This is a genomic window from Nonomuraea jiangxiensis (assembly GCF_900099965.1).
In the GTDB taxonomy this organism is placed as follows: domain Bacteria; phylum Actinomycetota; class Actinomycetes; order Streptosporangiales; family Streptosporangiaceae; genus Nonomuraea; species Nonomuraea jiangxiensis.
On sequence record NZ_FNDJ01000010.1, the window covers coordinates 241,904 to 264,313 of the forward strand.

Consider the following 22,410-nt stretch of genomic DNA (forward strand, 5'->3'; position numbering starts at 1 on the left):
CTGATGGGCCCGTACGAGGGGGAGCAGCGCCTGCACGAGGTCACCAGCTCCCGGGTACGGCTGGTGGAGCGGTTCGAGGCCGACAAGCGCAGGATCGAGCGCGACCTGCACGACGGCGCCCAGCAGCGGCTGCTGACCCTGTCCCTGCGGCTGGGCATGGCGCGCCAGCTGCTCTCGCCCGCCGAGGGCGAGCTGCGGGAGCTGATCGAGGGGGCGCACGAGGAGTCCAAGCTCGTCCTGCAAGAGCTGCGCGACCTCGTCCAGGGGATCCATCCCCGGGTCCTGACCGACCGGGGGATCGCCGCCGCCATCGCCGAGCTGGCCGGCACGTCGGTCGTCCCGGTCAAGACCGCGCTGGGGCCGCTCGCCTCCGGCCTGCGTTTTGCCGATCCGGTGGAGAGCGCGGTGTACTTCACCTTCAGCGAGGCGCTGGCCAACGCCAACCGGCACAGCCAGGCCGAGCTGATCGTGGTGGAGGCCGGGCATGACGGGGAGCGGCTGACGGTGACGATCCGCGACGACGGCGTCGGCGGCGCCGAGTCGGCCGTGGGCGGAACGGGCTTGCAGGGCCTGGCCGACCGCGCCGACATCCTCGGCGGCCGGTTGCTGGTCTCCAGCCCGCCCGGCGGCCCGACCGAACTGCGACTGGAGGTCCCGTGCAGGCCCTGCGCATCGTGATCGCCGAGGACTCGGTGCTGCTACGCGAGGGCCTGGCCCAGATTCTCGCCCGTGCCGGTCACGAAGTCGTCGCTCAGGTGGGCAACGCGCCCTCGCTCCTGGCCGCCGTCCGCCGATCCCGTCCCGATCTGGTCATCACCGACGTACGGATGCCTCCCGACCACAGCGACGAGGGCCTGCGGGCCGCGCTCCGGCTCCGTGCCGAGGACCCCGACCTGCCGATCTTCGTGCTCAGCCAGTACGTCGGCCAGGCCTACGCCGACGAGCTGCTCGAAAGCAGTGGCATCGCGCTGGGGTACCTGCTCAAGGACCGGGTCACCGACGTCTCGCAGTTCACCGCGGCGGTGGAGCAGGTGGCCGCGGGCGGCGTCGTGATCGATCCGGAGGTCGTACGGCGCCTGCTGGCGCGCAAGAGGCGTGACGACCCGATCGCCCGGCTGACGGTGCGCGAGATGGACGTGCTGACCAGGATGGCGGAGGGCAGGTCCAACGCGGCCATCGCCCGCGAGTTGCTGATCAGCGAGGTGGCGGTCTCCAAGCACATCGGCAACCTGTTCGGCAAGCTCGGCCTGGCCGGCAGCTCCGACGACAACCGCCGGGTGCTGGCCGTCCTGGCATACCTGCGCTCACCCGGCTGACCGCCACACCAGCCGGGGAGACGGTCAGGCCGGCCAACCGCCTGCGACAGCAGTGGACTCGGCGAATTCGGCGAAGGTCCGCGGCGGGCGACCAAGGGCCCGCCGCACGCCGTCGGAGACGTACTCGTCCCTGCCCTCCCTGAGTGGCGCGATGACGTCCGCGAAGGCTTCGGCGTCCGCGGGCGGCAACCCCTGCAGAACGAGTTCCGCGACGTAGTCAGCGACGGAGAGCGGTACGTAGCGAATGTCCCGCCCGGTGGCCTTGGAGATCGTGGCGACCGCCTCGGTCAGCGTCACCGCCCGGGGCCCGGACAACTCATAGATCTGGCCCGCGTGCCGGTCCTCGGTCAGCGCGGCGACCACCACCGCGGCGATGTCCTCGGCATCGACGAAGCTGGCGGCCCCATCGCCGGCGGGCAGCCGCAGCTCACCGGCGCGAACGGCATCGGCGAAGAAGCCCTCGCTGAAGTTCTGCGCGAACCAACCCGGCCTGCTGATCGTCCATTCCAGACCGCTCTCCCGCACGGCGGCCTCACTGTCGAGGAGACCCTCCAAGATGCCGCTGCTGTCCTTCGCATAGTCGGGCAGGTCGATCCCGCGCCCCGAGGCCAGCACGATCCGCCGTACTCCATGCCGCACGGCCCGCTCGACGAAGGGGCGTACAAGCTTCGTGCCGTCCAACTGCACGATGTAGACGGACCGTACTCCCTCCAGAGCGGCATCCCAGGTGCCGCGGTCGGTCCAGTCGAAGACGTGCCGGCCGCTCCGGGCCGCCGCGCGAACCGGCAGCCCCCTGGCCCGCAGCTGATTGACGACGCGGCGGCCGGACTTGCCGGTCGCCCCGGTGACGAGAATCGGATGTTCAGACATGGCCCCAGTCAACCGGCTGGTGCTGAGACGATCCATGGCTGTGAAGCTCTACTCGATGTCTGGGCGTCTACACTGAGGGCGTGGACGCCGTATCGGAGCTGTTGGCAGAGGTACGCGCGCGCGGCGCCGTCTTCCGGCAGACGATCACGCGGCCGCCGTGGGGCCTGCGGATGGCCAGCGGCGCCTCGCTGACGCTGGCCACGATGGCGCGCGGCCGGGCCTGGATCCTTCCCGACCACCACGCACCGGTGCCCATCGACGTCGGCGACCTCGCCGTCATCCGCGGCGACGCGCCCTACACGGTGGCCGACGACCCCGCGACCACACCCTCGCTGACCGTGACCAGCGCCGACTACTGCCCCGGGGCCGAGGGCGTCGAGCGCCCCGCCCGGACCTGCGGAACGCCGGCCGACGGCGCCGCCGTGCTGGTCAGCGGGGCCTTCGAACGCCGGGGAGAGCTCAGCGAACGACTGCTGCACGCCCTGCCCACCGTGCTGGTGGTGCGGGCCGAGGGCGGCGCCTACCCATCGGTGGAGATGGTGGCCGAGGAGATCGCCCGAGATCGACCGGGACAGCAGCTGGTGCTGGACCGGCTGCTGGACCTGATGCTGGTCAGCGCGCTGCGCAGCTGGTTCGACAACCCGGATGCCGATGCCCCGGCCTGGTGCCGCGCCCTGGACGACCCGGTCGTGGGTACGGCGCTGCGGCTGCTGCACGACATGCCCGCCCGCCCGTGGACGGTGGCGGACCTGGCGGCCGAAGTGGGGGTGTCGCGAGCGGCGCTCGCCCGGCGGTTCACCGCGCTGGTCGGCGAACCGCCGATGTCCTACCTCACGGGCTGGCGGATCGCCCTGGCCGCGGACCTGCTGAGGGAGACCGACCATACGGTGGCCACGATCGCACGGAAGGTGGGCTACGCCAACGCCTTCGCGCTGAGCGTGGCGTTCAAACGGCTACGCGGCACCCGGCCCAGTGATCACCGGAGCCCGGCACCGGCCTGGCGGGCGGGGTGACGCTCCCACAACGGCTTCGCCGCGACGGTCCTGGCGGGAGCCGCGGTCCTGTCGGCGGCATGGGCGGGATCCGGCCCCCGTTGAGGGGGTGTCGTATGACCGGTGCCCTGTGTGGTGCCCCGGGGGCGTTCGATGTCGGTTCCGCGTAGGTTAATCGGCAGTCGCCGGGCGTTGATCTGAATGTCAATGCTCGAAAAGTCCTCGGTCATCCCCACTCTCCGGAAGCCGGAACTTATACGGTGGCGAACCGTGTCGCAGTGGGCGCCGGACGGTTCGCTGCGCCGGCTCCCGCCGAACGACCGCAGCGGGCCACAAGAAGGCGGCCAACCGCCGTACGAGGGGTCGTTGAGCGTCCACGGTCCAGGCATCCCCGCGTCGGCCCGGTAAGGCCGACGGTGCGGGCTCCCCGAGCGAACGCGTCGGGCCGCGACAAACGCGAACGGCGTACCGTGGCGCACCGGAACCTGTGCTAGTCTACTTAGCGTTGCAGTTATGGTTCCCATAAAGACTTTGTGCGCGCCTGACAGAGTATGGTCCTCGGGCGCGTTTTTGTTTGCCGGTCATTTCCGGATGGGCTCATCGCGGCGACACGGAATTCTCGTGGTGAGAATTCCGCTGGTTTCTGCACTCGGCTGAAGGAGATCGACATGGCTACCGGAACCGTGAAGTGGTTCAACTCCGAAAAGGGCTTCGGCTTCATCGCGCAGGACGGCGGCGGCGCCGACGTTTTCGCGCACTACTCCAACATCGTGGCCAACGGCGGCTACCGTGAGCTGACCGAGGGCCAGAAGGTGTCCTTTGACATCGTCCAGGGCCAGAAGGGCCCGCAGGCGGAGAACATCGTCGCCGCCTGACCTGGTGTCATGATCCGGGACCCGCACCCACATCTGGGGGCGGGTCCCGGTTCGCGTTTCGGGGGTGTCGTTCGCCTTGAGGGTGACCGACTCGATCGTGGCCGCCTGGTGATCGCCGTCGCGCTTCGCGGTTGACGGGCCGTCCGCTGTCGGTGAAACCAGAACAGCTCACAGCGAACCTGGCGATGGACTCCCCGTGCGGTCGGGAGAGTGGCCGTATGAAGATTCTCATACTCGGCGGCTCGGCTTTTCTCGGACGTGCGTACGTGTCGGAGGCGTTGCGCCGCGGCCATGAGGTGACCACCTTCAACCGGGGTGTCAGCGGCCCCGACCAGCCCGGGGCGGAGGCCGTACGGGGCGATCGCACCCGCGCGGCCGACCTGGAGCGGCTGGTCGAGGGCCGGCGTTGGGACGCGGTGGTGGACACCGCCGGGGAGCAGCCGAGCGACGTCCTGCTGTCCGCCGGGCTCCTGAGCGAGCACGCCGATCACTACACGTTCGTCTCCTCCATTCACGCCTTCACGGACTGGGGAAAGCTCCCCGTGAACGAGGATTCCGCCACGCACCCCTGCCCCGCCGACACCCCGGCCGGTCAGGCTCCGGGCAACCAGCTCAAGGCCGGGTGTGAACGCGCGGTGCTGGAGCGGTTCGGCGCCGACCGGTCGCTCATCCTCAACTGCGGCCTGCTCGTCGGCCCTTACGAGAACGTCGGCCGGCTGTTGTGGTGGCTGGAGCGGATGGCGCGGGGTGGTCAGGTGCTCGCCCCCGGCGACCCCGAGCGTGCCCTGCAGCACATCGACGCACGCGACTTCGCCGCCTTCGGCCTGGACCTGCTCGAACGAGGCACGACAGGCAGGTTCCTCACCACCGGCCCGACCGGCGCTGCCACGATGAAGGGCCTGCTCGACGCCTGCGTCGAGGTCACGGGCGGCACGGCCGAGCTCGTCTGGGTGCCGGACGAGCGGCTGCTCGCGGCCGAGGTCCAGCCGTGGACGGAGCTGCCCCTGTGGATGCCCGACCAGCCCGGCTGGGAGGCGATCTGGCTGGCCGACACCTCTCGCGCGCAGGCCGCGGGGTTGGACTGCCGTCCCGTGTTCGAGACCGTCCGCGACACGTGGGCCTGGATGCGACAGCGCGGCCCGACCGCCGGACCGTACCTACAGGGCACGACCCCGCTCGGCATCGACCCTGACAAGGAACGCAAGGTGATCGCCGGTTAGCCAACGCCGGCACCAGTGTCCTTGGGGCGTGCCGGGGAAGATCGGGGGCCCGGCCGCTGCCTGGAGTGCGCGCGGAGGCTGCCGTCTCGCTCTCCCCGGGATGCAGGGCAGGTCGGTGTCCACACCTGCCGAGCTGCGGTGGCGCGCAGGTGGGTGGTCAGACGGCGTTGCTGCCTGGGTGGATGGTGAAGATCCGGTGGAGGCCGACGATGGTCAAGATGCGCAGGGTGTTGTCCGGGACGGCGGCCAGCGCGAAGTCGGCGCCGGCCGCTTGCGCGAACTGGCGGGCGGCCAGCAGGGCGGTGATGCCGCTGGAGTCGCAGAACTCCAGCCCGGCCAGGTCGATGACCAGGCACTGGCCCGCTTTCACGTCGAGGCGTTCGACCTGGTCGCGCAGGACGGGGGCGTAGTGGTGGTCGAGGTCGCCGGTCACGTACAGGACGGGGCCGGTGGCGGAGTCACGGCGAGTGATCTGCAGTGGGAACATCAGGTTCCGTCCGGGGTCGGGCGAGTCTGGGAGCCGAGTGCTGGGACACCGAGCGCGAGCAGCGCTGTGTCGTCATCCAGGCCGTCACCGAAGCTCGTCAGCAGCCCGGTCAGGGCGTTGATCGCCTGCTGTGGGCCGGCCGGGGCGAGGTCGGCGGCGAAGGCGCGCAGGGCGGCCTCGCCGTACAGGCTGTCGCGGCGCGGCCCGGTGCGGGCCTCGGTGAGGCCATCGGTGTAGAGCAGCATGGTGTCGCCGGGGGCGAGGGTGGTCTCGGCCGTGGTGAAGACCGCCGTGGGCAGGGCTCCCACGAGCATCCCGCCGGGGGTGGGCAGGAAGTCGGTCTGGCCGTCGGCACGCAGCAGCAGGGCCGGGGGATGGCCGCCGGAGGCGAGGCGGATGGTGATGCAGCCGGGATCGGCGGCGGGTTCGGCGATGCCGACGATGGCGGTGCAGTAGCGGGGGTCGCCGTCGGCGGCGTACCGCTCGTGCAGGACCGCGTTCAGGGTGGTCAGGGCGGTGGCCGGCTCCGGGTCGAGCAGGGCGGCGGCCCGCAGGGTGTAGCGGGTCAGGGAGGTGACGGCGGCCGCTTGTGGCCCCTTGCCGCTCACGTCGCCGAGAAAGAACGCCCACCGGCGCTCGTCGAGGCGGAACAGGTCGTAGAAGTCACCGCCCAGCCGCACGGGAGAGGCGGTGTGGTAGTGGACAGCCGTCTCCAGCCCCGGCACGACGGGCAGTGAGGTGGGCACGAGCGCCTGCTGCAGTGCGGCGAGCGCGTCGGCCAGCTCGGCACGGTCGGCTTCTGCCTGCCGGCGCGCCCGCTCGGCCTCGGCGCGGGCCCTCTCGGCCTCGGCGCGCGCCTGCTCGGCTTCGGCGCGGGCCTGCTCGGCCTCGTGACGGCGGCGCAGCAGCTCCTGTTCGTAGGCGCGGCGGTCGGAGGCGTCGAAGACGGTGGTACGGACGAGCAGCGGCTCCCCTTCGCTGCCGTGCTTGATCACGGAGGAGACCAGCACCGGCAGCCGTCCGCCCCCGGCGGTCGTCATCTCCAGGGCGATGCCGTGCAGTTCGCCCCGCATCCGCAGCAGTGGCGCGAAATGGGTCTCGTGATACAGCTTGCCGCCGACGGTGAGCAGGTCGGCAAAACGCATCCGCGCCACCACGGCCTCACGCCGCAGGCCGAGCCAGTCCAGCAACGTGGCGTTGATCTTGGCGATCGTGCCGTCCAGCATGGTCGACAGATAGCCGCAGGGCGCCGACTCGTACAGCTCCTCGGCGCTGTCTTCGAGCAGTACGGTGAAGGCCGCGTCCAGCTCGGCGTCCTGCTCGGTCCCATGCCTGGCTTCGTTCTCGCCCAAGGTCGACTCCGGTTCCTCGCCCGTCAGGCACATCATCGCAACGCGCTCAGGAAGTCGAGAACCGCCTGGGATGTGGCCTCGGGAGCGCTCAGCTGCGGGCAGTGCCCGGTGGCCGCCAGGGTGACCAGGCGGGAAGACGGGATCGCGGCATGCACGTACGCCCCCACCTCGCGGGGCGCGATGACGTCCTGCGAGCACTCCAGCACCAAGGTCGGTACGGTCACACTCTTGAGGTCGTTCCTGCTGTCGGACAAGAACGTCGTACGGGCGAAAACCCGGGCGATGTCCGGGTCGGTGGCGCAGAAGCTGTTGGTCAGCTCCTGCCCCAGCTTCGGCCGCTCCGGATTGCCCATGATCACCGGTGCCATGGCCGAGGACCAGCCCAGATAGTTCGACTCCAAGGAGACCAGCAACTCGTCGATATCGGCTGCGGTGAAGCCGCCGCGATAGCCGTCCTCGTCGATGTAGCACGGCGAGGGCGCCACCATCACCAGCGCTCCGATCCTGTCCGGCACCAGCTGCGCGGCCAGGACACCGACCATGGCACTGACCGAGTGCCCCACGAACGTCACCCGCTCAAGGTCCAACCCCTCGCAGACCTCCGCCACGTCACGGGCGTAGCCCTCCAGCGAGGAATAACGCTGCCGGCTCCACGCGGACAGATCGGAGCCGCCACAACCGACGTAGTCGAACAGCACCACCCGATGCTCGCGGGCCAGGGCCGGCACGGTCAGGCGCCACATGTTCTGGTCGCAGCCGAACCCGTGCGCCAGCACCACCACCGGCCCATCGGCCCGGCCGGTGATCGTGATGTTGTTCCTGCGCCGCACGTCCATGGCCGCCATACTGCCGTCTCTCCTGACATGTCCGGTAACCCGGCTGATTGTCCCCTGTGTACAGATCTGGAAGCCGCTACCCGGTGAGGAACGCGAGCCACATCTCGAATAGGGCACTGTGGTTCCGGCGATCCGGCCACGGTCGAGCGGCACACCGGACGGGGTCGTTCTCCGGCCCGGCAGCGCTTTTGTCCTTACATGGCCACCCGTCAGGTGCTGACTTGCTTTTCGCCAAGGCATAGAGTCGGCCGCAACACGGCAGCAACGTGTGGGAGAGATGTGGCACTTGCTTACCTGCCCGGAGAGCTGACCACAAGACATTCGTCCGCTTCTTCGCTCGCCTGCCGGCGATTGTCGGGTGGAGGCCGTCAATGGAGATGTCGCCGCTCCAGTTGCAGATTCGGGAGCTGCCTGACTGCGATGTGATTCACCTGGGCGGTGAGCTGGATCTGTTCAGCCACGCCGGCCTGAGATGGGCCTGCACCGACCTGCTCCAGCGCCATCACACCAAGATCGTCATCGACGCGACCCGCCTGGACTTCTGCGACTGCGCCGGACTGAACATCCTGATCAACGCCCAGCGCGAGGCTGAGCGCCAGGGCGGTTTCCTTCGCCTGATCGGGGTGCACGGCCAACTTGCCCGGCTGCTGACCGTCGCCGCGCTCATCGACCAGTTCCCCCCGTACGCCGACTTACGACAGGCGCGCGGGCTGAGCACGCGATGAGCTCGGCACCCAGCGCGTGGGCATCGCACGCGATGGGTGGTCAGCCGGACCCGGGCTGCCGGTCCGGCTCACATCGACCACGCCTTGACGGCCCGTGATGGCGCGATGCCGAAATGGCGGCACTGGCCTGCCGCACGTCGGGGTGGATGTTCAGGGCCCAGTGAATGCCGGCGAGTTCCAGTACGCGTAGGGGCATGGGGTGGACAGCGGCCAGGTGCAGGTCGGCGCCGTGGCGGTGGGTGAAGTCATGCGTGTGCAGCAGCGCGAGCAGGCCGTGGCTGTCCATGAAGGTCATGGCGCTGAGATCGAGCACCACGTGCTCGCCAGGCCGGCAATGGTCGATGATGTAGGTTTCCAGCTGGCCGGCGTTGGTCGCGTCCACCTCGCCGCTCACGACGATCAGCACCCCACCCGGCAAAGGCCGGTTGTTCAGAATTAGCCCCGCCATGCGGACCTCCACCAAACATTCGGCGGGCCGATCGCGCTGAGGGCTGGGCCGAACTCCGGTCATCAGCGCGGCTGCCTTGAATGGTGAGCCTCGCCGTCGCCGTTGTCAGCAGCCGGAACGGTTAGAGCATCGGCACCGCGCGGCCAGGGCTCACACCTGCCCACGCTCCGACGGCCGGCGGTCTTGTGGCGCCGAGATGGCGTCGATGGCCTGCTGGACATCCGCGTGGATGTTCAGGGCACAGTGCACGCTGGCCAGCTCCAGCACGCGCAACGGAACCTCCTGAACCGCGGCCAGGTGCAACTGGGCGCCGTGACGCCGGGTGAAGGCCTCCGTACGCAGCAGCACGGCCAAGCCGCGGCAGTCCAGGAAGGTCATCGCGCCGAGATAGAGCACCACGTGCTCGCCTGGCCGACACCTGGCCTGGAGGAAGCTTTCCAACTGCTCGGCGTTGGTCGCGTCCACCTCTCCCTCCACGGCTACGAGCACCACGTCCAGTAGGCGCCAGGCATCCAGTACCAGACCCATCATGCAGACCTCCACCGACATGAGCGGACCGACGAGCTGACGGCCTATGCCGGACTCACGGGCCTGGGCGCTCGGCTGCCTTGAATGGTGAGCCGCGCCGCCGCCGTTGTCAGCAGTCCGGACGGTTACTGTACAGATACAGCTCGCTACCTTGAGTCGGCGGACAGGTACATGCGCAGCCGGACCACGCCGCGCCCCGGCCGGCTGTCGATGGTCAACTCGTCACAAGCCTGTCGCATCAGCCACAGGCCATTGCCCGAAGCGCCGGACCAGGACGGCTGGTCGGGGAGGTGGTCGGCCGACAACCGTCCGCAGATGTCGATGACGTGCACGGTGATCGAGTCCTGGTCGTGCCGGAAGTACACACAGCCTCGGCCGCCACCGTGCTCCAGCACGTTGAGGGCCGCCTCGTGGACCGCGATGACCAAGTCGTCGGCCCGGCGCGATGTCAGCCCGGCCCGGCAGGCGGCAAGCCGCACCCGGGCGCGTAAGGCACTCAGCTCCCAGTCGATCGGCCAGCACCGCTCTTGCAGGAGATTGTCGTTCACTTCACCGCGCCCGTCCGCCGAACGCCACGAGAAGAACTTCGCCCATGCCTTCGGAGCCGACTATAAGCCGAGAGCATACGCCGACCCGGCCCCGGCGCGCTGCTGCCGGAGAGTGCCCGTTCCGCCTGATGGCGCGGGCGGCGAGCCGGGCCGAACCCGCTGGCGCGATCATTCGAACACAGAAATCTATGGACACGTAGAGTGACGTGTCGGATACTCAACGTGTCAATTCTTTGCTCCCCCGGATCACTTCGCCACCATCAGCACCGGACTCGCCGGCATGCCCTGTGCTGCCCGGAGTCGTGACCCGCCGGGGCGGAATGGAAGGAACAACATGCAGTCCAAGAGGCTCCTCGCCCTCCCCCTCACCCTCCTCGCGGCAGCGGCCCTCACCGCGACCACCGCCACGGCCAGCCAAGCATCCACCCCCCACGCCACAGCCGCCCGCCAGGCGGCCCTACCTCCCGGTTACCAGCTCGTCGTCCTCCCCAACGCCAACGTCCCCAACTTCCAGCGCCGCACCGTCTACTGCCCCGGCAACAAGAAGGTCCTCGGCGGCGGCGCCGAAGCCCGCGGCAACCGGGCCATCCTCGTCGGATCCTTCCCCACCGACGACGGACGCGGCTGGATCGGCCTAGGCCGCCAGGACGGTTACAACGACGTCGGCATCAGCGTCTTCGCCATCTGCGCGGACTAACCGCCAACCCGCCCGCCCCAGCCCGGGGCGGGCGCACGCAACCCCCGCCACGGCACCCCCCACGACCAGGCGCCGAACCCCTTCAGGAGGACCCCCGAGTCGTCTCACTCCCGTGTTGACGTGCTCAGCGGGATGAGGTGGCGCCGGTGATGCTCCGGGGCGCGGTCAGGTGGCGTCACCCAGTTGTTGGGCCATCCGCTCCAGACCACCCTTGATGAGCTGCCCGTACTCGTCGTCGCCCAGCGCGTCGACCTTGCTTCGCGCCTGCTGGAGGTGCTCGCGGGCGCGGTCGAGATCGCCCAGCTTGCGATAGCACTCGCACAGGTTGAGGTGCAACGACGGGTACAGTCCGGCCACGGAAAGCGTCACCCCGGCTTCGGCCACCCGCTCATCGGTGATCAGGGCGACGGCGTCAAGCGCTCGCAGGTCCCACATCAGCTCCTGGTCCACGTCGTCCTGCACGTCGGCCATCGAGTGCGCAAGGACGCAAACATGCAGCGGGTCGCCCTGCTCGCCGCCGATGTCGTCCCAGATCTGCGCGAACAGGTCGCGAGCGGCCTCGCGCTGACCTTGGTGGTGATGTAACTCCACCCCCTGGCCGATCCGGGTCATCGTTGGGTCGGTGGTCATCGGCGGCTCCTTCACCGTCGTGGGCGGTCTCGGCCAGCCTACTTGCCTGACGATCATCAAGCGGCTCCGTGCCGACCGCTGGCCTAGCTGCTTTCCGCGAGGTGCTGTTTCGCGGGAATCGCCTTGGTGAGACGGATGCTTCCGTCGTCGGCGGCGAGTGACGCCTGCTGGTATCCCTCGCTCTGGTAGAGGTTGAGGTTCTGCCGGCTCTTGGGGCCGGTGAACAACACGATGCGGCGGCAGTCCGGCTCGACGGCGGCTTCGGCGAGGCGGAGCAGGCTGCGGCCCAGACCCTGCCCGCGATGGTCGGGTACGACGCCGAGCCGGCCGACGTGCCAGTCGGTGTCGACGCGGCGGGTCCGTACCATGCCGAGGAGCCGACCGTCCTGCCAAAGGCCCATGGTGTGCCAGGTGGTCAGCCACTGGCGTACCTGCTCCGGCGACTCCCGCAGGGCCGGGACGGCCAAGGTGTCGTTGGCCAGGGCTTCGTCCACCCAGCAGCACCGCTGCAGCACGGTGACCTGCGGGGCGTCGTCGGGCGTCAACGGTCTGACGTAGGACCCCGGCAACGGGCCGGGTCGTACCCCGGCTCGGGTGGCCTCGCGCATCGGCAGGAGGGCATGGGCGAGCCGGACCAGCTCGTCCAGGACGCCGACGGCCGCCGCGTCGAGAGCAGGGGTCGGGCGGACTTGACCGTTCTCTGTCGCGTCGGCGATGCGGATGGCGACGGTGGAGCCCAACGGCACCAGCCGCAGCGTGGTCACCACCTGCTTGGCGTGCTGGACCGAGCGCGTGCCGGCCGAGGTGTTGCCGTAGCTGACGAAGCCCATCGGCTTCCACGCCCACTCCCGGCTGAGGTAGTCCAAGGCGTTCTTCAGCGTCGCCGGCATGCCGTAGTTGTACTCCGGCGTGACGACGATGAAGCCGTCCGCCGCGTCCACGATCTCGCTCCACCGCCGGGTGTGCTCGCGCTGGTAGAGACCCGATGACGGATGCTCCTCCTCGTCGAGAAACGGCAGATCGAGGTCGCCGAGGGCAAGGGGTACGAGCTCGGCCCCGAGCTCCGCCGAACGTGGCTTGATCGTCTCGATCAACCAGTCCAGCACAGCCGGACCGAGGGCGCCGGGACGGGTGCTGCACGCCAGGACGAGGACACGCATGGATTTCATTGACATGTAAATGAACATAGGCGGTAGGTTGTTTACATGTCAAAGAAACCGTCGGACGCGGCCGTGCGCTGGCTGAACGTGGACGAAGAGCGCGCCTGGCGCGCCTTCCGCCGCATGATGATCGCCGTCCAGTCCGGCACAGCCCGAGACCTGACCATGGTGGGACTCTCCGATCCCGACTACGAGGTGCTGAGCACGCTGTCGGAGCGGCCGGGCCGCACCAGTACGTTGCGCGAACAGGCTCTCAAGATGGGCTGGTCGCGCAGCCGGCTTTCCCGGCACGCCACCCGGATGGAAGCCCGCGGTCTCATACAGCGGGCACCCGACCCCGCCGACGGCAGAGGCTGCTACCTCGTTCTCACCGAGCAGGGCCTGGACACACTCGAGAACGCCGCCCCCGCCCACGTCGAGTCGGTGCGGCGCCACTTCGTCGACCGGCTCACCCTGGAGGACCTCGCCGCTCTCGAACGCATCGCCCGGAAATTGGAGGGAACCGCGGAGACCTGACGGCCCTCGAACGCGCCGGCAAACCCGGCCCCTCCCGAGACTCAGCGGACGAGCGGTAGGCGGAGTACGAAGCACGCGCCGCCGCCGGCCGCTTCCTCGACGTTCAGGGTGCCCCGATGGGCCTCGGCGATGTCGCGGGCGATGGCCAGGCCGAGTCCGATGCCGCCCCGGTCGCGGCTGCGGGTGGTGTCCAGGCGGACGAATCGGTGGAAGACACGTTCCCGGTCCGCGCGGGGGATGCCCTTTCCGTCGTCGGCCACGGTCAGTTCGGCGTGGTCGCCCGCACGGCGCAGGCCGACGTTCACCTTGTGCACGGCGTGGCTTCCGGCGTTGTCCAGGAGGTGGGCGAGCAGGCGGGTGAGCTGCCAGGGGGCGGCTTCCACGGTCACCGCCGGTTCGAGGTCGAGCCGTACGCCATGTCTTCGGGGCCACCGATCCGCCGCCACCGTCTCGACCAGGACGGTGAGATCCACTTCCTCCCGCGTTCTGCCGAGATCGGACTCGATCGTGGCCAGCAGGTGCAGGTCGTCCACGATGGTCTCCAGCCGGTCGAGGCCGTCGGTCACGTGGTTCAGCAGGTCGGGCAGGGCGATGTCGTCGGGATAGCGCTGCGCCGCCTCCACTTCGAGCCGGAGCGCGGCGAGCGGCGTACGGAGCCCGTGTGAGGCATCGGCCGCGAACTGACGCTGCCGGTCCAGCAGGCGCCGCGTCTGCGCTCGGGCCTGCCTGACCTGCTCGTTCAGCTGCCGCAGCTTCGTGAGGCGGGAGCAGGGCGGTCCCTCCGGCGTCACGTCCTGAGCGCGGTGGACGAGCAGCACCACCGCTTCGTGCGGTCCGGGAACGGATCCGTGCGGAAACAGGTCCACCACATTCCGCCCCACGACGTCCTCTCGCCGGCGTCCGCAGAGGTCGAGAAAGGCCTGGTTGGCGGCCACGATGATCAGATCCAGCGTCATGATCAGGCAGGGGCCGGAAACGGCCGCGAACAGCGCGGCGGAGCAGATATGGCGTCCCATCACAAGTCCCTTTCCCATGCTCGGCGAGCTCATGGATCCACTGCCGTGCCGGCTCGCCGACCCGCCGGGGCCGCCGCGTCCGCCAGGGGAAGCCGCAGGACGAAGCACGCGCCGCCGGTCACGGCCCGCTGGACGTGGAGGCTGCCGAGGTGGGCCTCGGCGATGTCGCGGGCGATGGCCAGGCCCAGCCCGGCGCCGGTGCGGTCGAGCCTGCGCGCGGCGTCCAGCCGGGTGAAGCGCTCGAAAATGCGTTCCCGCTGGGATTCGGCGACTCCTTCCCCGTCGTCGATGACGGTGAGTTCGGCGCAGTCGCCGTCGTGGACCAACCGGACCTCGATCAGGTGCCGGGCGTGTCGTTGGGCGTTGTTCAGCAGGTTGGTGAGCACTCGGCTGATCCGAATGGGGACGGCCGTGATGGTCGCCCCCGCCTCGATCCGGAGCTGGACCGGGATGCGATCGGCCCTGCCGACGATCTCTTCGCGGACGAGTTCGGCGAGGTCGACGCGCTGGAGCTCGTGGGGCGGGCCGGCCTCCATTTCGGCGATGACGCGCAGGTCGGTGAGGATCGAGTCCAGCCGCTCCACGTTCCTCAACGCGCCGGCGAGCAGGTCGCCGAGGTCGGTCTCCTCGGGATGCAGGCGGGCCTCCTCCAGCTCCGCTCGCAGCCCCGCGAGCACCGTACGCAGCTCGTGCGAGGCGTCGGACGCGAAACGCTGCTTTCTCAACAGCTCGTGCTGAAGTTCGCGGACAGTGTCAGAGGGCAGCCGGATCGCCGGTGCGGACCGGAGGTCACCAGCCGGGTGGTTGGCCCCGCGCTCGTATCGAGGGCCTGAGTGCACTGTCACAACACAGACTTCCTTTCGTTTCATGCGAATTTGTGGGGACGTCACCCGATGGCGCTTGGGGCGGCGACGTCCGGGGTCGGCGGGGCACCGGCATGGTGGTTCTGCGCGGCGGGCATCAGGTTTGACAAATCAGGCCGTCGTCCTGTGACAGGCTGCCGTCAAGAAAGGTCATGACATACGTCACAGGGTGGAACGAGAAGCCCGGACGCCGGGCGTCGGCCGCGTCATTCGGAGCGCGGCTCCTCGTAGGGGATACGGCTCGGAGCGAGGTTCTCCACGGTTCCGTCAGGGGTGACGGTGGAGATCCACGCGATCGGACGCGGCACGACGACCGAGGACAGGAACCGGTAGAAAGCCGCCCAGCCCAGCTCGTCGGGGCTATCGAGGGCTTCGGCGGATGGTCCCGGATCAGCCGTGGTGTTTCCAGATGCGCACGAGCACGTCGAGCTGCGCCGGGTTGTAGAGATCGAGCACCGCGTTGAACACCGCGGAGGTCGCCTCGTGCCGGCCGACCGCGGCGTGCTCGACGGTGCGCGGTGGCGCCGGGTGCTTCTCGTTCACCGCCATCATCTGCGGGAGCATGCGTTGCGCGAGTCGTTCGCGGGTCTCCTCGTCGGCGTCCGGCGGGAGCGCGTCGAACTCGTCGGTCGCCTCGTCCCGCTCGTAGTCCTGCAAGAGCGCCTGCCAGTGCTGCGTGTTGTCCTCGCCGATCACCTGGGAGAGCACGGCGAACAGCGACCGGTCGGCGTGTGACAGCCGCGCGTCGGTCGCCGCGGCCGAGATGCCGAAGGGCAGGTCGGTCGGGACCGGCCGGTGACGCAGCTTCGCGATCTCCTCCCTCGCTTCCTCCAGCCGTGTGATCGTGGCGGCGAGCTCCGCGTCGACGGTGTCAAGGGTCTCTTCGAGATCCTCGGACTCGTCCTCCATCGCCGCGATCATGGCGAGCGAGAAGCCGAGCCCCGTGAGACGGCGGATCTGCAGCAGTCGTACGAGGTGCTCGGTGCGGTAGACCTTGTAGCCGTTGGACAGCCGTTCGGGTTCGTCGAGCAGGCCGATGTCGTGATAGTGCCGGACGGTGCGCAGGGTCGTCCCGGCGAGTTGCGCGACTTCCCGCGTGCTCCAGCCCAATGCCGGCCCTCCTCCCCGCATCTCCTCCACCGGCCGACTTGAGTATGCCGCAACGGCACAGTGTCTCCTGCAACGGCGACCGCACACCGCGGCGTAGAGATGCCGATAAGGAACAGCAATGCGAACATCGACAAAACCCGGGCGCAGTCGGGAGTGGATTCTCTGGCCCGTGGCTGCGGGAGCCGCATGGCTCCTGTCCATGATCTGGGTGGCCACGCAGATCGGCCCGGACGGGGTGGCCGTCGGCCTGCCGCTGTCCGCCCTCGTCACCCTGCCGGTCGTGGGCGCCTTCCGCTGGCTCGACCGCTGGGAGCCCGAGCGGCCGCGCCGCCTCGCCTCGGCGTTCGCGTGGGGCGCCTCGTTCGCCGCCTTCTGTTCGATCTGGTCGCAGGAGGGACTCCAAACCCTCGTCGACACCACCGTGGGCAGCGACTTCGGTGCGTGGTTCCGCCCGCTGGTGATCACCCCTGTCACCGAGGAGGTCCTCAAGGGCCTGTTCCTGGTGTGGCTGCTGATGTACCGCCGCAGGCAGATCACCGGCCTGCTCGACGGCATCGTCTACGGGGGGATCATCGGCGCGGGCTTCTCGTTCACCGAGAACGTCCTGTACCTCGGCCGGACCATCACCACCTTCGCCGCGTCGGACACGTCCGACGTGAAGGCCATCGCCGCGCTCGGGGCCAGCTTCATTCTGCGCGTGGTGATGGTGCCGTTCTTCCACCCGTTCATGGTCGCCGTGTTCGGGCTCGGCATCGCCGCGGCCGCCGGCAGGCGCGGCAGAGGCGTCCGCGTCGGTCTCCCGCTCGTGGGGCTGTTCGCCGCGATCGTCCTGCACGGTGTGTGGGACTGGGCCGGGCTCGCCGGCAGTGATCCGTTCATGATCTACAAGATCTACGGAGCCGTCATGGTGCCGCTGTTCCTCACGATACTGGTCGTGGCCCTGGTGCTACGCAACCGTGAGGGGAAGATGATCGCCGCGGCCCTGCCGAGGCTCGCACGAGACGGACACATCGCCCCCGAGGATGTCGCACGGCTCGCGAACCTCGGCGAGCGCCGCCGCTGGAGGCGGGACGTACGTCGCCGCTCAGGCCGAGCCGCGGCCCGCGCCACCGGCCGTTACCAGGCCGAAGCGAGCGCCCTCGGCATCCGGACGGCCCGCGCCCAGACCACCGGCGACAGCGAGGGGCTCGACGAGCAGGCCCAGGCGACGGCGGCTGCCAGGGCGGGATCGGAATGAGGACACCAGTCGTCCATGACGGGTGTGATTGACTCCAGTCGTGTTCGATTCGCCTGATTTCGATCTGGCGCCCTACGCCGAGGTCGACATGGCACAGTACGTCCGGCGCAGCCACTGCAGTTGGAACGACGCCGGCTGGCGTTCGCTGCTCGTGCAACGTTTCGTGCACGCACGCCAGGTCGAGCAGCTGCTGCTGCCCGGAACGGCCGATCTGCATCTCGTGCTGTGCACGGCCGGAGCGGCCGTGATGTCGGTCAGCACGGGCGGGGCGCCGGCCAGGCGCCGTTGGACGGCCGGCCGGCTGGAACTCATGGTGCCGGGCCGCTCAACAGTGCGCAGTTACCAGGCGACCTCGGCCCTGTCCACCATCCAGGTGCACATCCCGCAGGCCGTCATCAAGCGGACCGCGGCTCAACTGGGCGGTCCCGAGCCGGACTTCGAGGCGCTGTCCGCCGGACTGGGCCCGGGCGACCCGGTCGTCGAACACCTCCTACGGTCACTGCCGGCCAACCGGGAGGTGGGTGACTTGTATGCCGAATCGGCTGCGGCGTTCCTCGCCGTCCACCTGCTGACCCGGGGCCGGGAGCCGCGCGTGCCGGAGATCGAGCACGCTGCCGTCCGCAGAGGCATCGCCATCATGCGGGACCGCCTGGCCGAGCCGCTCACCCTCGCCGACATCGCCGCTGAGGCGCACTTGAGCGTCTATCACTTCGTACGTGTCTTCCGCCATGCCACCGGCGAGACACCACATCGATATCTCACCCGGCTCAGGATCGAGCTGGCACAACGACTGCTGTCGGGCACCACCCTCACCATCGAGCAGATCGCCGAGCGCTGCGGCTACGCCGGACCCGGCCCCCTGTCGTCGGCGTTCCTGCGCCACGTCGGTGTCCGGCCGTCGGTCTACCGCAATATCTGACCGCCAGGTGCGCAATCCGCCGCATGTCCCCGCGTGGCGAGGCGGCCCTACGTTGGCGGGATGACCTCTACCTATACCGTGACGGCGCATTCGCAGGCCGACCCCGACGTCGTCTTTTCCGTACTGGTCCGTGCCGGTACGTGGCCCCTGTGGTCGCCGATCGACGCCGCGGAGGTTGAAACCGGCGATCCGGACGATCCGCAGCGGGCCGGCGACACGAGGGTCTTTCGTACGGGCCGAGCCGTCTCACGCGAGCGGATCGTCGAGCTGATCGCCGGCCGGCGGTTCGTGTACGAGAACGTCAACGGGCCATTCCGGTACTACCAGGGCACCGTCGATCTGGCGCGGCCACGCGAAGGCGGCACCGACATCGTCTGGTCCGCGCGGTTCACGCCCAAGGTGCCGCTGACCGGCCCCTTCTGGCGCTGGTACCTGACCCGTTTCATGCGACGCATGGCCGATGGGCTCGCCAAGCATGCGGAGAAGAGCGGAAACTGACCGCCGGCCGGCCGGGCGTGATCAACGGTCCTGTAGGAGGCCGCGCCTAGCAGCAGGGAGGACGGCGGTCGTGGCGTTCTTCCCGGTGACGGCCACACGATGAGGGGCGGGCCGGCGTTTCGGTCGTCGCTTGAGTGCCCGCCGAAAGGAGCAGCACGACCATGCGAGAGTTCCTGGTCACGATCATCATCGCCGTCCCCGAGGGCACCAGCCAGGACGAGGTGGACCGGCGGCGCGCCGCCGAAGCCGTACGTGCCCGGGAGCTGGCCGCCGCCGGCCACCTGGCGCGGCTGTGGCGTCCGGTCGGCCAGGTGTACAGCGTCGGCGTCTGGCGGGCCGCCGACGAGAAGGAGCTCCAGGACAAGGTGCTCGGTACGCTCCCGCTGCGCCCGTGGATGAACCTCTGCGTCACCGCGCTCGAATCCCACCCCAACGACCCGGGCTGCGCCGCGGGTTGACAGCCCGCGTCCGCACCGCCGGCCGCTCGGTGGTCGCTCCCCGGCATCCCGCTCGCCCTGGCCACGGGCGCCCACCTGCGCTTCCCCCGCTCGGTCGCGCTGCTGACCGCCGGGTACTCCGTCGGCCAGATCCTCGGTCCGCCGGCCGTCATCCCACTGCTCTGCCACGGCTACCACCAGGCGCTGATCCGCCGCGTTCGGCGTGGAGGCGTTATCGGACCATGACCTGGAGCTGCTGGCGCTCTTCCTCCGCGATCCTCTGGTCGTAGGTCGAGCGTGCGGCGGAGATCGCCTGCTGGTGTTCCTCGGTCCAGATCACCAACGACTTGATCACCTCGTGCAGCGACATGCCGAGCTCGGTCAGCTCGTAGTCCACCCGGGGCGGCACCACCGGGTAGACGGTCCGGCTGACCAGCCCGTCCCGCTCCAGCTGGCGCAGCGTCACCGTGAGCATCCGCTGGCTCACGCCGTCGACGGTACGGCGCAGCTCGGAGAACCGCATCGTCCGCCGGTCGAGGAGGGCGATCACCAGCAGCGACCACTTGTCGGCGATGCGGTCGAGGATGTGCCGCACGTCGCAGTCGGCCCGGACATCCCACTGTCTGGCCTCGTCATCGTCGGTTCCCTTGCAGTAACCCAGTGCCTTATAAGTGCCGTCTTCCATAGCTCCCCACAGTGACGCAAGATTCCTTCGTTACCGAACAGAACCATGAGGGAGCTACTCGTGTCCACCACCGTTCGACCCCCGGCGCCGTCGTTGCGCCTGACACCACGTTCCTGGGGGATGTTGTTCGTCCTGTGTGGGGCGATCTTCCTGGAGGGCATCAACGTCGCGATGCTCAACGTGGCGCTGCCGGCCATCCGGACCGATCTCGGCCTGTCCACCGGCGAGCTGCAGTGGGTGCTCAGTTCCTACGTTCTGGGCTATGGCGGGTTCATGCTGGTCGGCGGCCGGGCCGCTGACCTGTTCGGCCGCCGCCGCATGTTCCTGATCTGGCTCACGGTCTTCCTTGTCGTCTCCGCCCTGGGCGGGATAGCCGACGAGGGGTGGATGCTCATCGCCGCGCGCTTCGTGGCAGGTGTCGCCGCCGCGGTGATGACCCCGGCCGGACTGTCGATCATCACGACCAGCTTCCCGGAAGGCCCGCAGCGCAACCAGGCGCTCCTGGTCTACTCCGGTACGGCGTCGGGCGGCTTCTCGCTCGGACTGGTGCTCGGTGGCCTGCTGGCCGCCGTGGACTGGCGGCTGGTGCTGTTCGCGCCCGCGATCCTGGCACTGGTCATCCTCGTACTGGCGATACCGCTGATCCCTGCCGGCCCGGTGGAGCGTTCCGAAGAGCGGCGCGTGGACGTGCTCGGGGCGGTCACCATCACCGCCGCCATCATGCTGCTGGTGCTCGGCGTCGAGCGGGCGGCCCACGTGGGTGTCGGCTGGACCGCCGCCTTCATCGCCGGCGGGCTCGTCCTCGTCGCGCTGTTCGTCGCGATCGAGCGCAGGTCGGCCGCTCCGCTGCTGCGGCTGGGCATCCTGCGCTCCGGGCCGCTGGTCCGCGCCAACCTGGCGGGCCTGCTGTTCGCCGGCGCCTTCTTCGGCTTCCAGTTCATCGCGGTGCTCTACCTTCAGGAGCTGCGCGGCTGGAGCTCGCTGCAGACCAGCCTCGCCCTGCTGGCCATCGGCATTGACGCCATCCTCGCCCCGCTGCTCACGCCCCGGCTGGTCAACCGGTACGGCAATCCGAAGGTCATCGTGGCCGGGTTGGTACTGGCCGTGGTGTCGTACGTGCTGTTCCTGCCGATCGGTATGGACACCGTCTACCTCGCCATGTTCCCCACCATGATCATCCTTGGGGTGGCGTTCGCGCTGGCCTACGGGCCGCTGACCATCGTCGCCACCGACGGGGTGGAGGAGAGTGAGCAGGGGCTGGCAGGTGGGCTGCTGTACACCTCCTTCCAGTTCGGCGCCGCCCTCGGGCTGGCCGCCAGTACGGCCGTCATCGTCGCCGTCACGGCCGACGGCGGCGCGGCCGACCTGCTCGACGGCTACCGTGCCGCGCTGGCCGTACCCGTCGTCGCCGCGATCCTGGCCGCCATCGTCTGTGCCCCCGGCCTGCGGAAGGGGACGCAGGGATGACCGTCACGACCATGTCCTTCGCCGACATCGAGCACGAGTTCAACTCCTTCGTGGGCGCCATCGTCTACGCCACCATGGTCACCATCGACTCCAAGAACCGCCCTCGTACCCGCGTCCTCATCCCCATCTGGGAGAACGTGGACGGGCAGCCGCGCGGCTGGCTGGCCACCTACAGGACTCCCGTCAAGGCGGCCCACCTGGCGGGCAACCCGCACACCTCCTTCTCCTACTGGAAGCCGGGCAACAACTCGGTCGCCATCGAGGCGGTGGCCACCTGGGCGGAGGACCTGGACGTCAAGCGTCGTGTCTGGAACCTCTACCGCACCACCAGCCCGCGCGGGGCCGGGTACGACCTGGGCAACTTCTGGCGATCGCCCGCCGATCCCAAGCTTCATGTCCTTCGCCTCGACCCCTGGCGCATCCAGGTGATCCGCGGCATGGATTTGCGCAGTCGCATCTGGACGGCGCCGGGGGCGTGACCCGGCGGGCGGCGACCCTGCCACTTCCGGCAGGGTCGCTCGCCGGCTCGAAACGCGGGGTGACGGCCGGGGTCGGTCAGGAGTGGCCGCCCGCCAGGTGCAGGCCGACGACACCGCCGAGGATGAGCAGCACCGAGGCGATCTTGATGAGGGAGGCGTCCTCGCCCAGGAAGATCATGCCCAGGGCGGCGGTGCCGACGGCGCCGATGCCGGTCCAGGCGGCGTAGGCCGTACCGACGTCGAGGCTCTTGAGGGAGAACGCGAGGAGACCGAAGCTGAGGACGGCGAAGACGCCGAAGCCCAGCGTCGGCAGCGGCGCGGTGAACCCGTTGCTCAGCTTGAGCGAGTAGGCCATGGCGACCTCGAACAGACCCGCGACGATGATCATTACCCAGGCCATGACGGCCCCCTTCGGTGAAGGAGCGTCGTCTTTACAGGCCGGGTACGGCGCGTCTCGTCCGGCGGACCCACAGCCGGGCCCGTAACCGCAGCAACGATG

At 69.4% G+C, this 22,410-nt stretch carries 28 protein-coding genes and 1 riboswitch; of the genes, 14 read left to right on the forward strand and 14 right to left on the reverse strand.

Translation table 11 applies throughout. The features are described 5' to 3' along the window. Positions 1-3: 3 nt before the first annotated feature. On the forward strand, positions 4-678 hold the full coding sequence (locus BLS95_RS22990; RefSeq protein WP_281250030.1) for a sensor histidine kinase: 675 nt from the start codon (positions 4-6) through the stop codon (positions 676-678). Next, on the forward strand, positions 666-1,316 hold the full coding sequence (locus BLS95_RS22995; RefSeq protein ID WP_090935039.1) for a response regulator transcription factor: 651 nt from the start codon (positions 666-668) through the stop codon (positions 1,314-1,316). Before BLS95_RS22990 ends, BLS95_RS22995 begins: the two co-directional genes overlap by 13 nt. Positions 1,317-1,340: 24 nt before the next feature. On the opposite strand, the gene BLS95_RS23000 is transcribed toward BLS95_RS22995, so the two are convergent. Continuing rightward, positions 1,341-2,186 (reverse strand): NAD(P)H-binding protein, encoded by an 846-nt coding sequence (locus BLS95_RS23000; RefSeq protein ID WP_090934606.1) that lies wholly within the window; start codon positions 2,184-2,186, stop codon positions 1,341-1,343. A gap of 80 nt (positions 2,187-2,266) precedes the next feature. On the opposite strand from BLS95_RS23000, the gene BLS95_RS23005 reads away from it, so the two are divergent. The 3 genes from BLS95_RS23005 (at position 2,267) to BLS95_RS23015 (ending at position 5,273) form a co-directional block, all read left to right on the forward strand. Continuing rightward, complete coding sequence (locus tag BLS95_RS23005; protein ID WP_090934609.1) at positions 2,267-3,199, forward strand: AraC family transcriptional regulator; 933 nt, start codon at positions 2,267-2,269, stop codon at positions 3,197-3,199. A 647-nt stretch (positions 3,200-3,846) separates the two neighbouring features. Then, complete coding sequence (locus tag BLS95_RS23010; protein ID WP_090934611.1) at positions 3,847-4,053, forward strand: cold-shock protein; 207 nt, start codon at positions 3,847-3,849, stop codon at positions 4,051-4,053. 218 nt (positions 4,054-4,271) lie between these two features. Further along, positions 4,272-5,273: an NAD-dependent epimerase/dehydratase family protein gene (locus tag BLS95_RS23015; RefSeq protein ID WP_090934614.1), complete on the forward strand. Its 1,002-nt coding sequence runs from the start codon at positions 4,272-4,274 to the stop codon at positions 5,271-5,273. Positions 5,274-5,430: 157 nt separating this feature from the next. Here BLS95_RS23015 and BLS95_RS23020 read toward each other — a convergent pair whose 3' ends face one another. Genes BLS95_RS23020 through BLS95_RS23030 form a run of 3 tightly spaced genes read right to left on the reverse strand, consistent with a single transcriptional unit; the run spans position 5,431 to position 7,948 of the window. Continuing rightward, a complete protein-coding gene (locus tag BLS95_RS23020; RefSeq protein WP_090934616.1) occupies positions 5,431-5,760 on the reverse strand; it encodes an STAS domain-containing protein in 330 nt (109 codons plus the stop codon). Continuing rightward, on the reverse strand, positions 5,760-7,112 hold the full coding sequence (locus BLS95_RS23025) for a SpoIIE family protein phosphatase (RefSeq protein ID WP_245765218.1): 1,353 nt from the start codon (positions 7,110-7,112) through the stop codon (positions 5,760-5,762). Before BLS95_RS23025 ends, BLS95_RS23020 begins: the two co-directional genes overlap by 1 nt. Positions 7,113-7,144: 32 nt before the next feature. Then, the gene (locus BLS95_RS23030) at positions 7,145-7,948 is read right to left on the reverse strand and encodes an alpha/beta fold hydrolase (protein ID WP_090935042.1); all 804 of its coding nucleotides are present in this window, start codon (positions 7,946-7,948) and stop codon (positions 7,145-7,147) included. A gap of 371 nt (positions 7,949-8,319) precedes the next feature. Here BLS95_RS23030 and BLS95_RS23035 point away from each other — a divergent pair, with 371 nt between their 5' ends. After that, positions 8,320-8,673, forward strand: coding sequence for an STAS domain-containing protein (locus BLS95_RS23035; protein ID WP_090934622.1), 354 nt, complete (start codon positions 8,320-8,322; stop codon positions 8,671-8,673). 40 nt (positions 8,674-8,713) lie between these two features. Here BLS95_RS23035 and BLS95_RS23040 read toward each other — a convergent pair whose 3' ends face one another. The 3 genes from BLS95_RS23040 to BLS95_RS23050 all read right to left on the reverse strand — a co-directional run bounded on the left by BLS95_RS23040 (position 8,714) and on the right by BLS95_RS23050 (position 10,197). Further along, a complete protein-coding gene (locus BLS95_RS23040; RefSeq protein WP_176993342.1) occupies positions 8,714-9,121 on the reverse strand; it encodes an STAS domain-containing protein in 408 nt (135 codons plus the stop codon). Between the two features lie 150 nt (positions 9,122-9,271). Next, entirely contained in the window at positions 9,272-9,652 is a 381-nt protein-coding gene (locus tag BLS95_RS23045) for an STAS domain-containing protein (protein ID WP_176993343.1), read from the reverse strand. 143 nt (positions 9,653-9,795) lie between these two features. Then, a complete protein-coding gene (locus tag BLS95_RS23050) occupies positions 9,796-10,197 on the reverse strand; it encodes an ATP-binding protein (RefSeq protein WP_090934630.1) in 402 nt (133 codons plus the stop codon). A gap of 334 nt (positions 10,198-10,531) precedes the next feature. On the opposite strand from BLS95_RS23050, the gene BLS95_RS23055 reads away from it, so the two are divergent. Next, positions 10,532-10,894, forward strand: a complete 363-nt coding sequence (locus tag BLS95_RS23055; RefSeq protein WP_090934633.1) for a hypothetical protein — start codon at positions 10,532-10,534, stop codon at positions 10,892-10,894. Between the two features lie 165 nt (positions 10,895-11,059). Here BLS95_RS23055 and BLS95_RS23060 read toward each other — a convergent pair whose 3' ends face one another. Further along, positions 11,060-11,524 carry a tetratricopeptide repeat protein gene (locus BLS95_RS23060; protein WP_090934635.1) on the reverse strand — a complete coding sequence of 155 codons (465 nt, stop codon included), beginning with the start codon at positions 11,522-11,524 and terminating at the stop codon, positions 11,060-11,062. Positions 11,525-11,607: 83 nt separating this feature from the next. After that, positions 11,608-12,684, reverse strand: coding sequence for a bifunctional NAD(P)H-dependent oxidoreductase/GNAT family N-acetyltransferase (locus BLS95_RS23065; RefSeq protein WP_218135939.1), 1,077 nt, complete (start codon positions 12,682-12,684; stop codon positions 11,608-11,610). Positions 12,685-12,729: 45 nt separating this feature from the next. On the opposite strand from BLS95_RS23065, the gene BLS95_RS23070 reads away from it, so the two are divergent. Then, the gene (locus tag BLS95_RS23070) at positions 12,730-13,200 is read left to right on the forward strand and encodes a MarR family winged helix-turn-helix transcriptional regulator (RefSeq protein ID WP_090934638.1); all 471 of its coding nucleotides are present in this window, start codon (positions 12,730-12,732) and stop codon (positions 13,198-13,200) included. 41 nt (positions 13,201-13,241) lie between these two features. Here the strand turns inward: BLS95_RS23070 and BLS95_RS23075 are convergent, their stop codons facing one another. The 3 genes from BLS95_RS23075 to BLS95_RS23090 all read right to left on the reverse strand — a co-directional run bounded on the left by BLS95_RS23075 (position 13,242) and on the right by BLS95_RS23090 (position 16,189). After that, positions 13,242-14,216, reverse strand: a complete 975-nt coding sequence (locus BLS95_RS23075; RefSeq protein ID WP_176993344.1) for a sensor histidine kinase — start codon at positions 14,214-14,216, stop codon at positions 13,242-13,244. A 29-nt stretch (positions 14,217-14,245) separates the two neighbouring features. Continuing rightward, positions 14,246-14,941, reverse strand: coding sequence for a sensor histidine kinase (locus tag BLS95_RS23080; protein WP_176993345.1), 696 nt, complete (start codon positions 14,939-14,941; stop codon positions 14,246-14,248). 528 nt (positions 14,942-15,469) lie between these two features. Further along, a complete protein-coding gene (locus tag BLS95_RS23090) occupies positions 15,470-16,189 on the reverse strand; it encodes a helix-turn-helix domain-containing protein (RefSeq protein ID WP_090934645.1) in 720 nt (239 codons plus the stop codon). 169 nt (positions 16,190-16,358) lie between these two features. On the opposite strand from BLS95_RS23090, the gene BLS95_RS23095 reads away from it, so the two are divergent. The 4 genes from BLS95_RS23095 (at position 16,359) to BLS95_RS23110 (ending at position 19,301) form a co-directional block, all read left to right on the forward strand. Next, a complete protein-coding gene (locus BLS95_RS23095) occupies positions 16,359-17,426 on the forward strand; it encodes a PrsW family intramembrane metalloprotease (protein WP_176993346.1) in 1,068 nt (355 codons plus the stop codon). Between the two features lie 40 nt (positions 17,427-17,466). Beyond that, positions 17,467-18,345 (forward strand): AraC family transcriptional regulator, encoded by an 879-nt coding sequence (locus tag BLS95_RS23100; protein ID WP_090934650.1) that lies wholly within the window; start codon positions 17,467-17,469, stop codon positions 18,343-18,345. Between the two features lie 33 nt (positions 18,346-18,378). Beyond that, positions 18,379-18,843, forward strand: a complete 465-nt coding sequence (locus tag BLS95_RS23105; protein WP_218135940.1) for an SRPBCC family protein — start codon at positions 18,379-18,381, stop codon at positions 18,841-18,843. A 161-nt stretch (positions 18,844-19,004) separates the two neighbouring features. Beyond that, positions 19,005-19,301: a muconolactone Delta-isomerase family protein gene (locus tag BLS95_RS23110; protein ID WP_090934655.1), complete on the forward strand. Its 297-nt coding sequence runs from the start codon at positions 19,005-19,007 to the stop codon at positions 19,299-19,301. Positions 19,302-19,512: 211 nt separating this feature from the next. Here the strand turns inward: BLS95_RS23110 and BLS95_RS23115 are convergent, their stop codons facing one another. Further along, on the reverse strand, positions 19,513-19,965 hold the full coding sequence (locus BLS95_RS23115) for a winged helix-turn-helix transcriptional regulator (RefSeq protein ID WP_090934658.1): 453 nt from the start codon (positions 19,963-19,965) through the stop codon (positions 19,513-19,515). Positions 19,966-20,025: 60 nt separating this feature from the next. Between BLS95_RS23115 and BLS95_RS23120 the strand changes: the two genes are divergently transcribed. Beyond that, positions 20,026-21,432 (forward strand): MFS transporter, encoded by a 1,407-nt coding sequence (locus BLS95_RS23120; protein WP_245765219.1) that lies wholly within the window; start codon positions 20,026-20,028, stop codon positions 21,430-21,432. After that, entirely contained in the window at positions 21,429-21,911 is a 483-nt protein-coding gene (locus BLS95_RS23125; protein ID WP_090934664.1) for a pyridoxamine 5'-phosphate oxidase family protein, read from the forward strand. Before BLS95_RS23120 ends, BLS95_RS23125 begins: the two co-directional genes overlap by 4 nt. A gap of 76 nt (positions 21,912-21,987) precedes the next feature. Here the strand turns inward: BLS95_RS23125 and BLS95_RS23130 are convergent, their stop codons facing one another. After that, complete coding sequence (locus tag BLS95_RS23130; RefSeq protein ID WP_090934667.1) at positions 21,988-22,311, reverse strand: DMT family transporter; 324 nt, start codon at positions 22,309-22,311, stop codon at positions 21,988-21,990. Positions 22,312-22,330: 19 nt separating this feature from the next. Next, positions 22,331-22,396, reverse strand: a riboswitch (guanidine-III (ykkC-III) riboswitch). Positions 22,397-22,410: the final 14 nt, after the last annotated feature.

What these genes read in the sequence shown, in the direction of transcription:
- BLS95_RS22990 (WP_281250030.1), top strand. Translation starts at nt 4, where the DNA reads ATGGGCCCGTACGAGGGGGAGCAGCGCCTGCACGAGGTCACCAGCTCC.
- BLS95_RS23000 (WP_090934606.1), bottom strand. Translation starts at nt 2,186, where the DNA reads ATGTCTGAACATCCGATTCTCGTCACCGGGGCGACCGGCAAGTCCGGC.
- BLS95_RS23010 (WP_090934611.1), top strand. Translation starts at nt 3,847, where the DNA reads ATGGCTACCGGAACCGTGAAGTGGTTCAACTCCGAAAAGGGCTTCGGC.
- BLS95_RS23015 (WP_090934614.1), top strand. Translation starts at nt 4,272, where the DNA reads ATGAAGATTCTCATACTCGGCGGCTCGGCTTTTCTCGGACGTGCGTAC.
- BLS95_RS23020 (WP_090934616.1), bottom strand. Translation starts at nt 5,760, where the DNA reads ATGTTCCCACTGCAGATCACTCGCCGTGACTCCGCCACCGGCCCCGTC.
- BLS95_RS23030 (WP_090935042.1), bottom strand. Translation starts at nt 7,948, where the DNA reads ATGGACGTGCGGCGCAGGAACAACATCACGATCACCGGCCGGGCCGAT.
- BLS95_RS23035 (WP_090934622.1), top strand. Translation starts at nt 8,320, where the DNA reads ATGGAGATGTCGCCGCTCCAGTTGCAGATTCGGGAGCTGCCTGACTGC.
- BLS95_RS23040 (WP_176993342.1), bottom strand. Translation starts at nt 9,121, where the DNA reads ATGGCGGGGCTAATTCTGAACAACCGGCCTTTGCCGGGTGGGGTGCTG.
- BLS95_RS23045 (WP_176993343.1), bottom strand. Translation starts at nt 9,652, where the DNA reads ATGATGGGTCTGGTACTGGATGCCTGGCGCCTACTGGACGTGGTGCTC.
- BLS95_RS23055 (WP_090934633.1), top strand. Translation starts at nt 10,532, where the DNA reads ATGCAGTCCAAGAGGCTCCTCGCCCTCCCCCTCACCCTCCTCGCGGCA.
- BLS95_RS23060 (WP_090934635.1), bottom strand. Translation starts at nt 11,524, where the DNA reads ATGACCACCGACCCAACGATGACCCGGATCGGCCAGGGGGTGGAGTTA.
- BLS95_RS23065 (WP_218135939.1), bottom strand. Translation starts at nt 12,684, where the DNA reads ATGCGTGTCCTCGTCCTGGCGTGCAGCACCCGTCCCGGCGCCCTCGGT.
- BLS95_RS23070 (WP_090934638.1), top strand. Translation starts at nt 12,730, where the DNA reads ATGTCAAAGAAACCGTCGGACGCGGCCGTGCGCTGGCTGAACGTGGAC.
- BLS95_RS23075 (WP_176993344.1), bottom strand. Translation starts at nt 14,216, where the DNA reads ATGGGACGCCATATCTGCTCCGCCGCGCTGTTCGCGGCCGTTTCCGGC.
- BLS95_RS23110 (WP_090934655.1), top strand. Translation starts at nt 19,005, where the DNA reads ATGCGAGAGTTCCTGGTCACGATCATCATCGCCGTCCCCGAGGGCACC.
- BLS95_RS23115 (WP_090934658.1), bottom strand. Translation starts at nt 19,965, where the DNA reads ATGGAAGACGGCACTTATAAGGCACTGGGTTACTGCAAGGGAACCGAC.
- BLS95_RS23125 (WP_090934664.1), top strand. Translation starts at nt 21,429, where the DNA reads ATGACCGTCACGACCATGTCCTTCGCCGACATCGAGCACGAGTTCAAC.
- BLS95_RS23130 (WP_090934667.1), bottom strand. Translation starts at nt 22,311, where the DNA reads ATGGCCTGGGTAATGATCATCGTCGCGGGTCTGTTCGAGGTCGCCATG.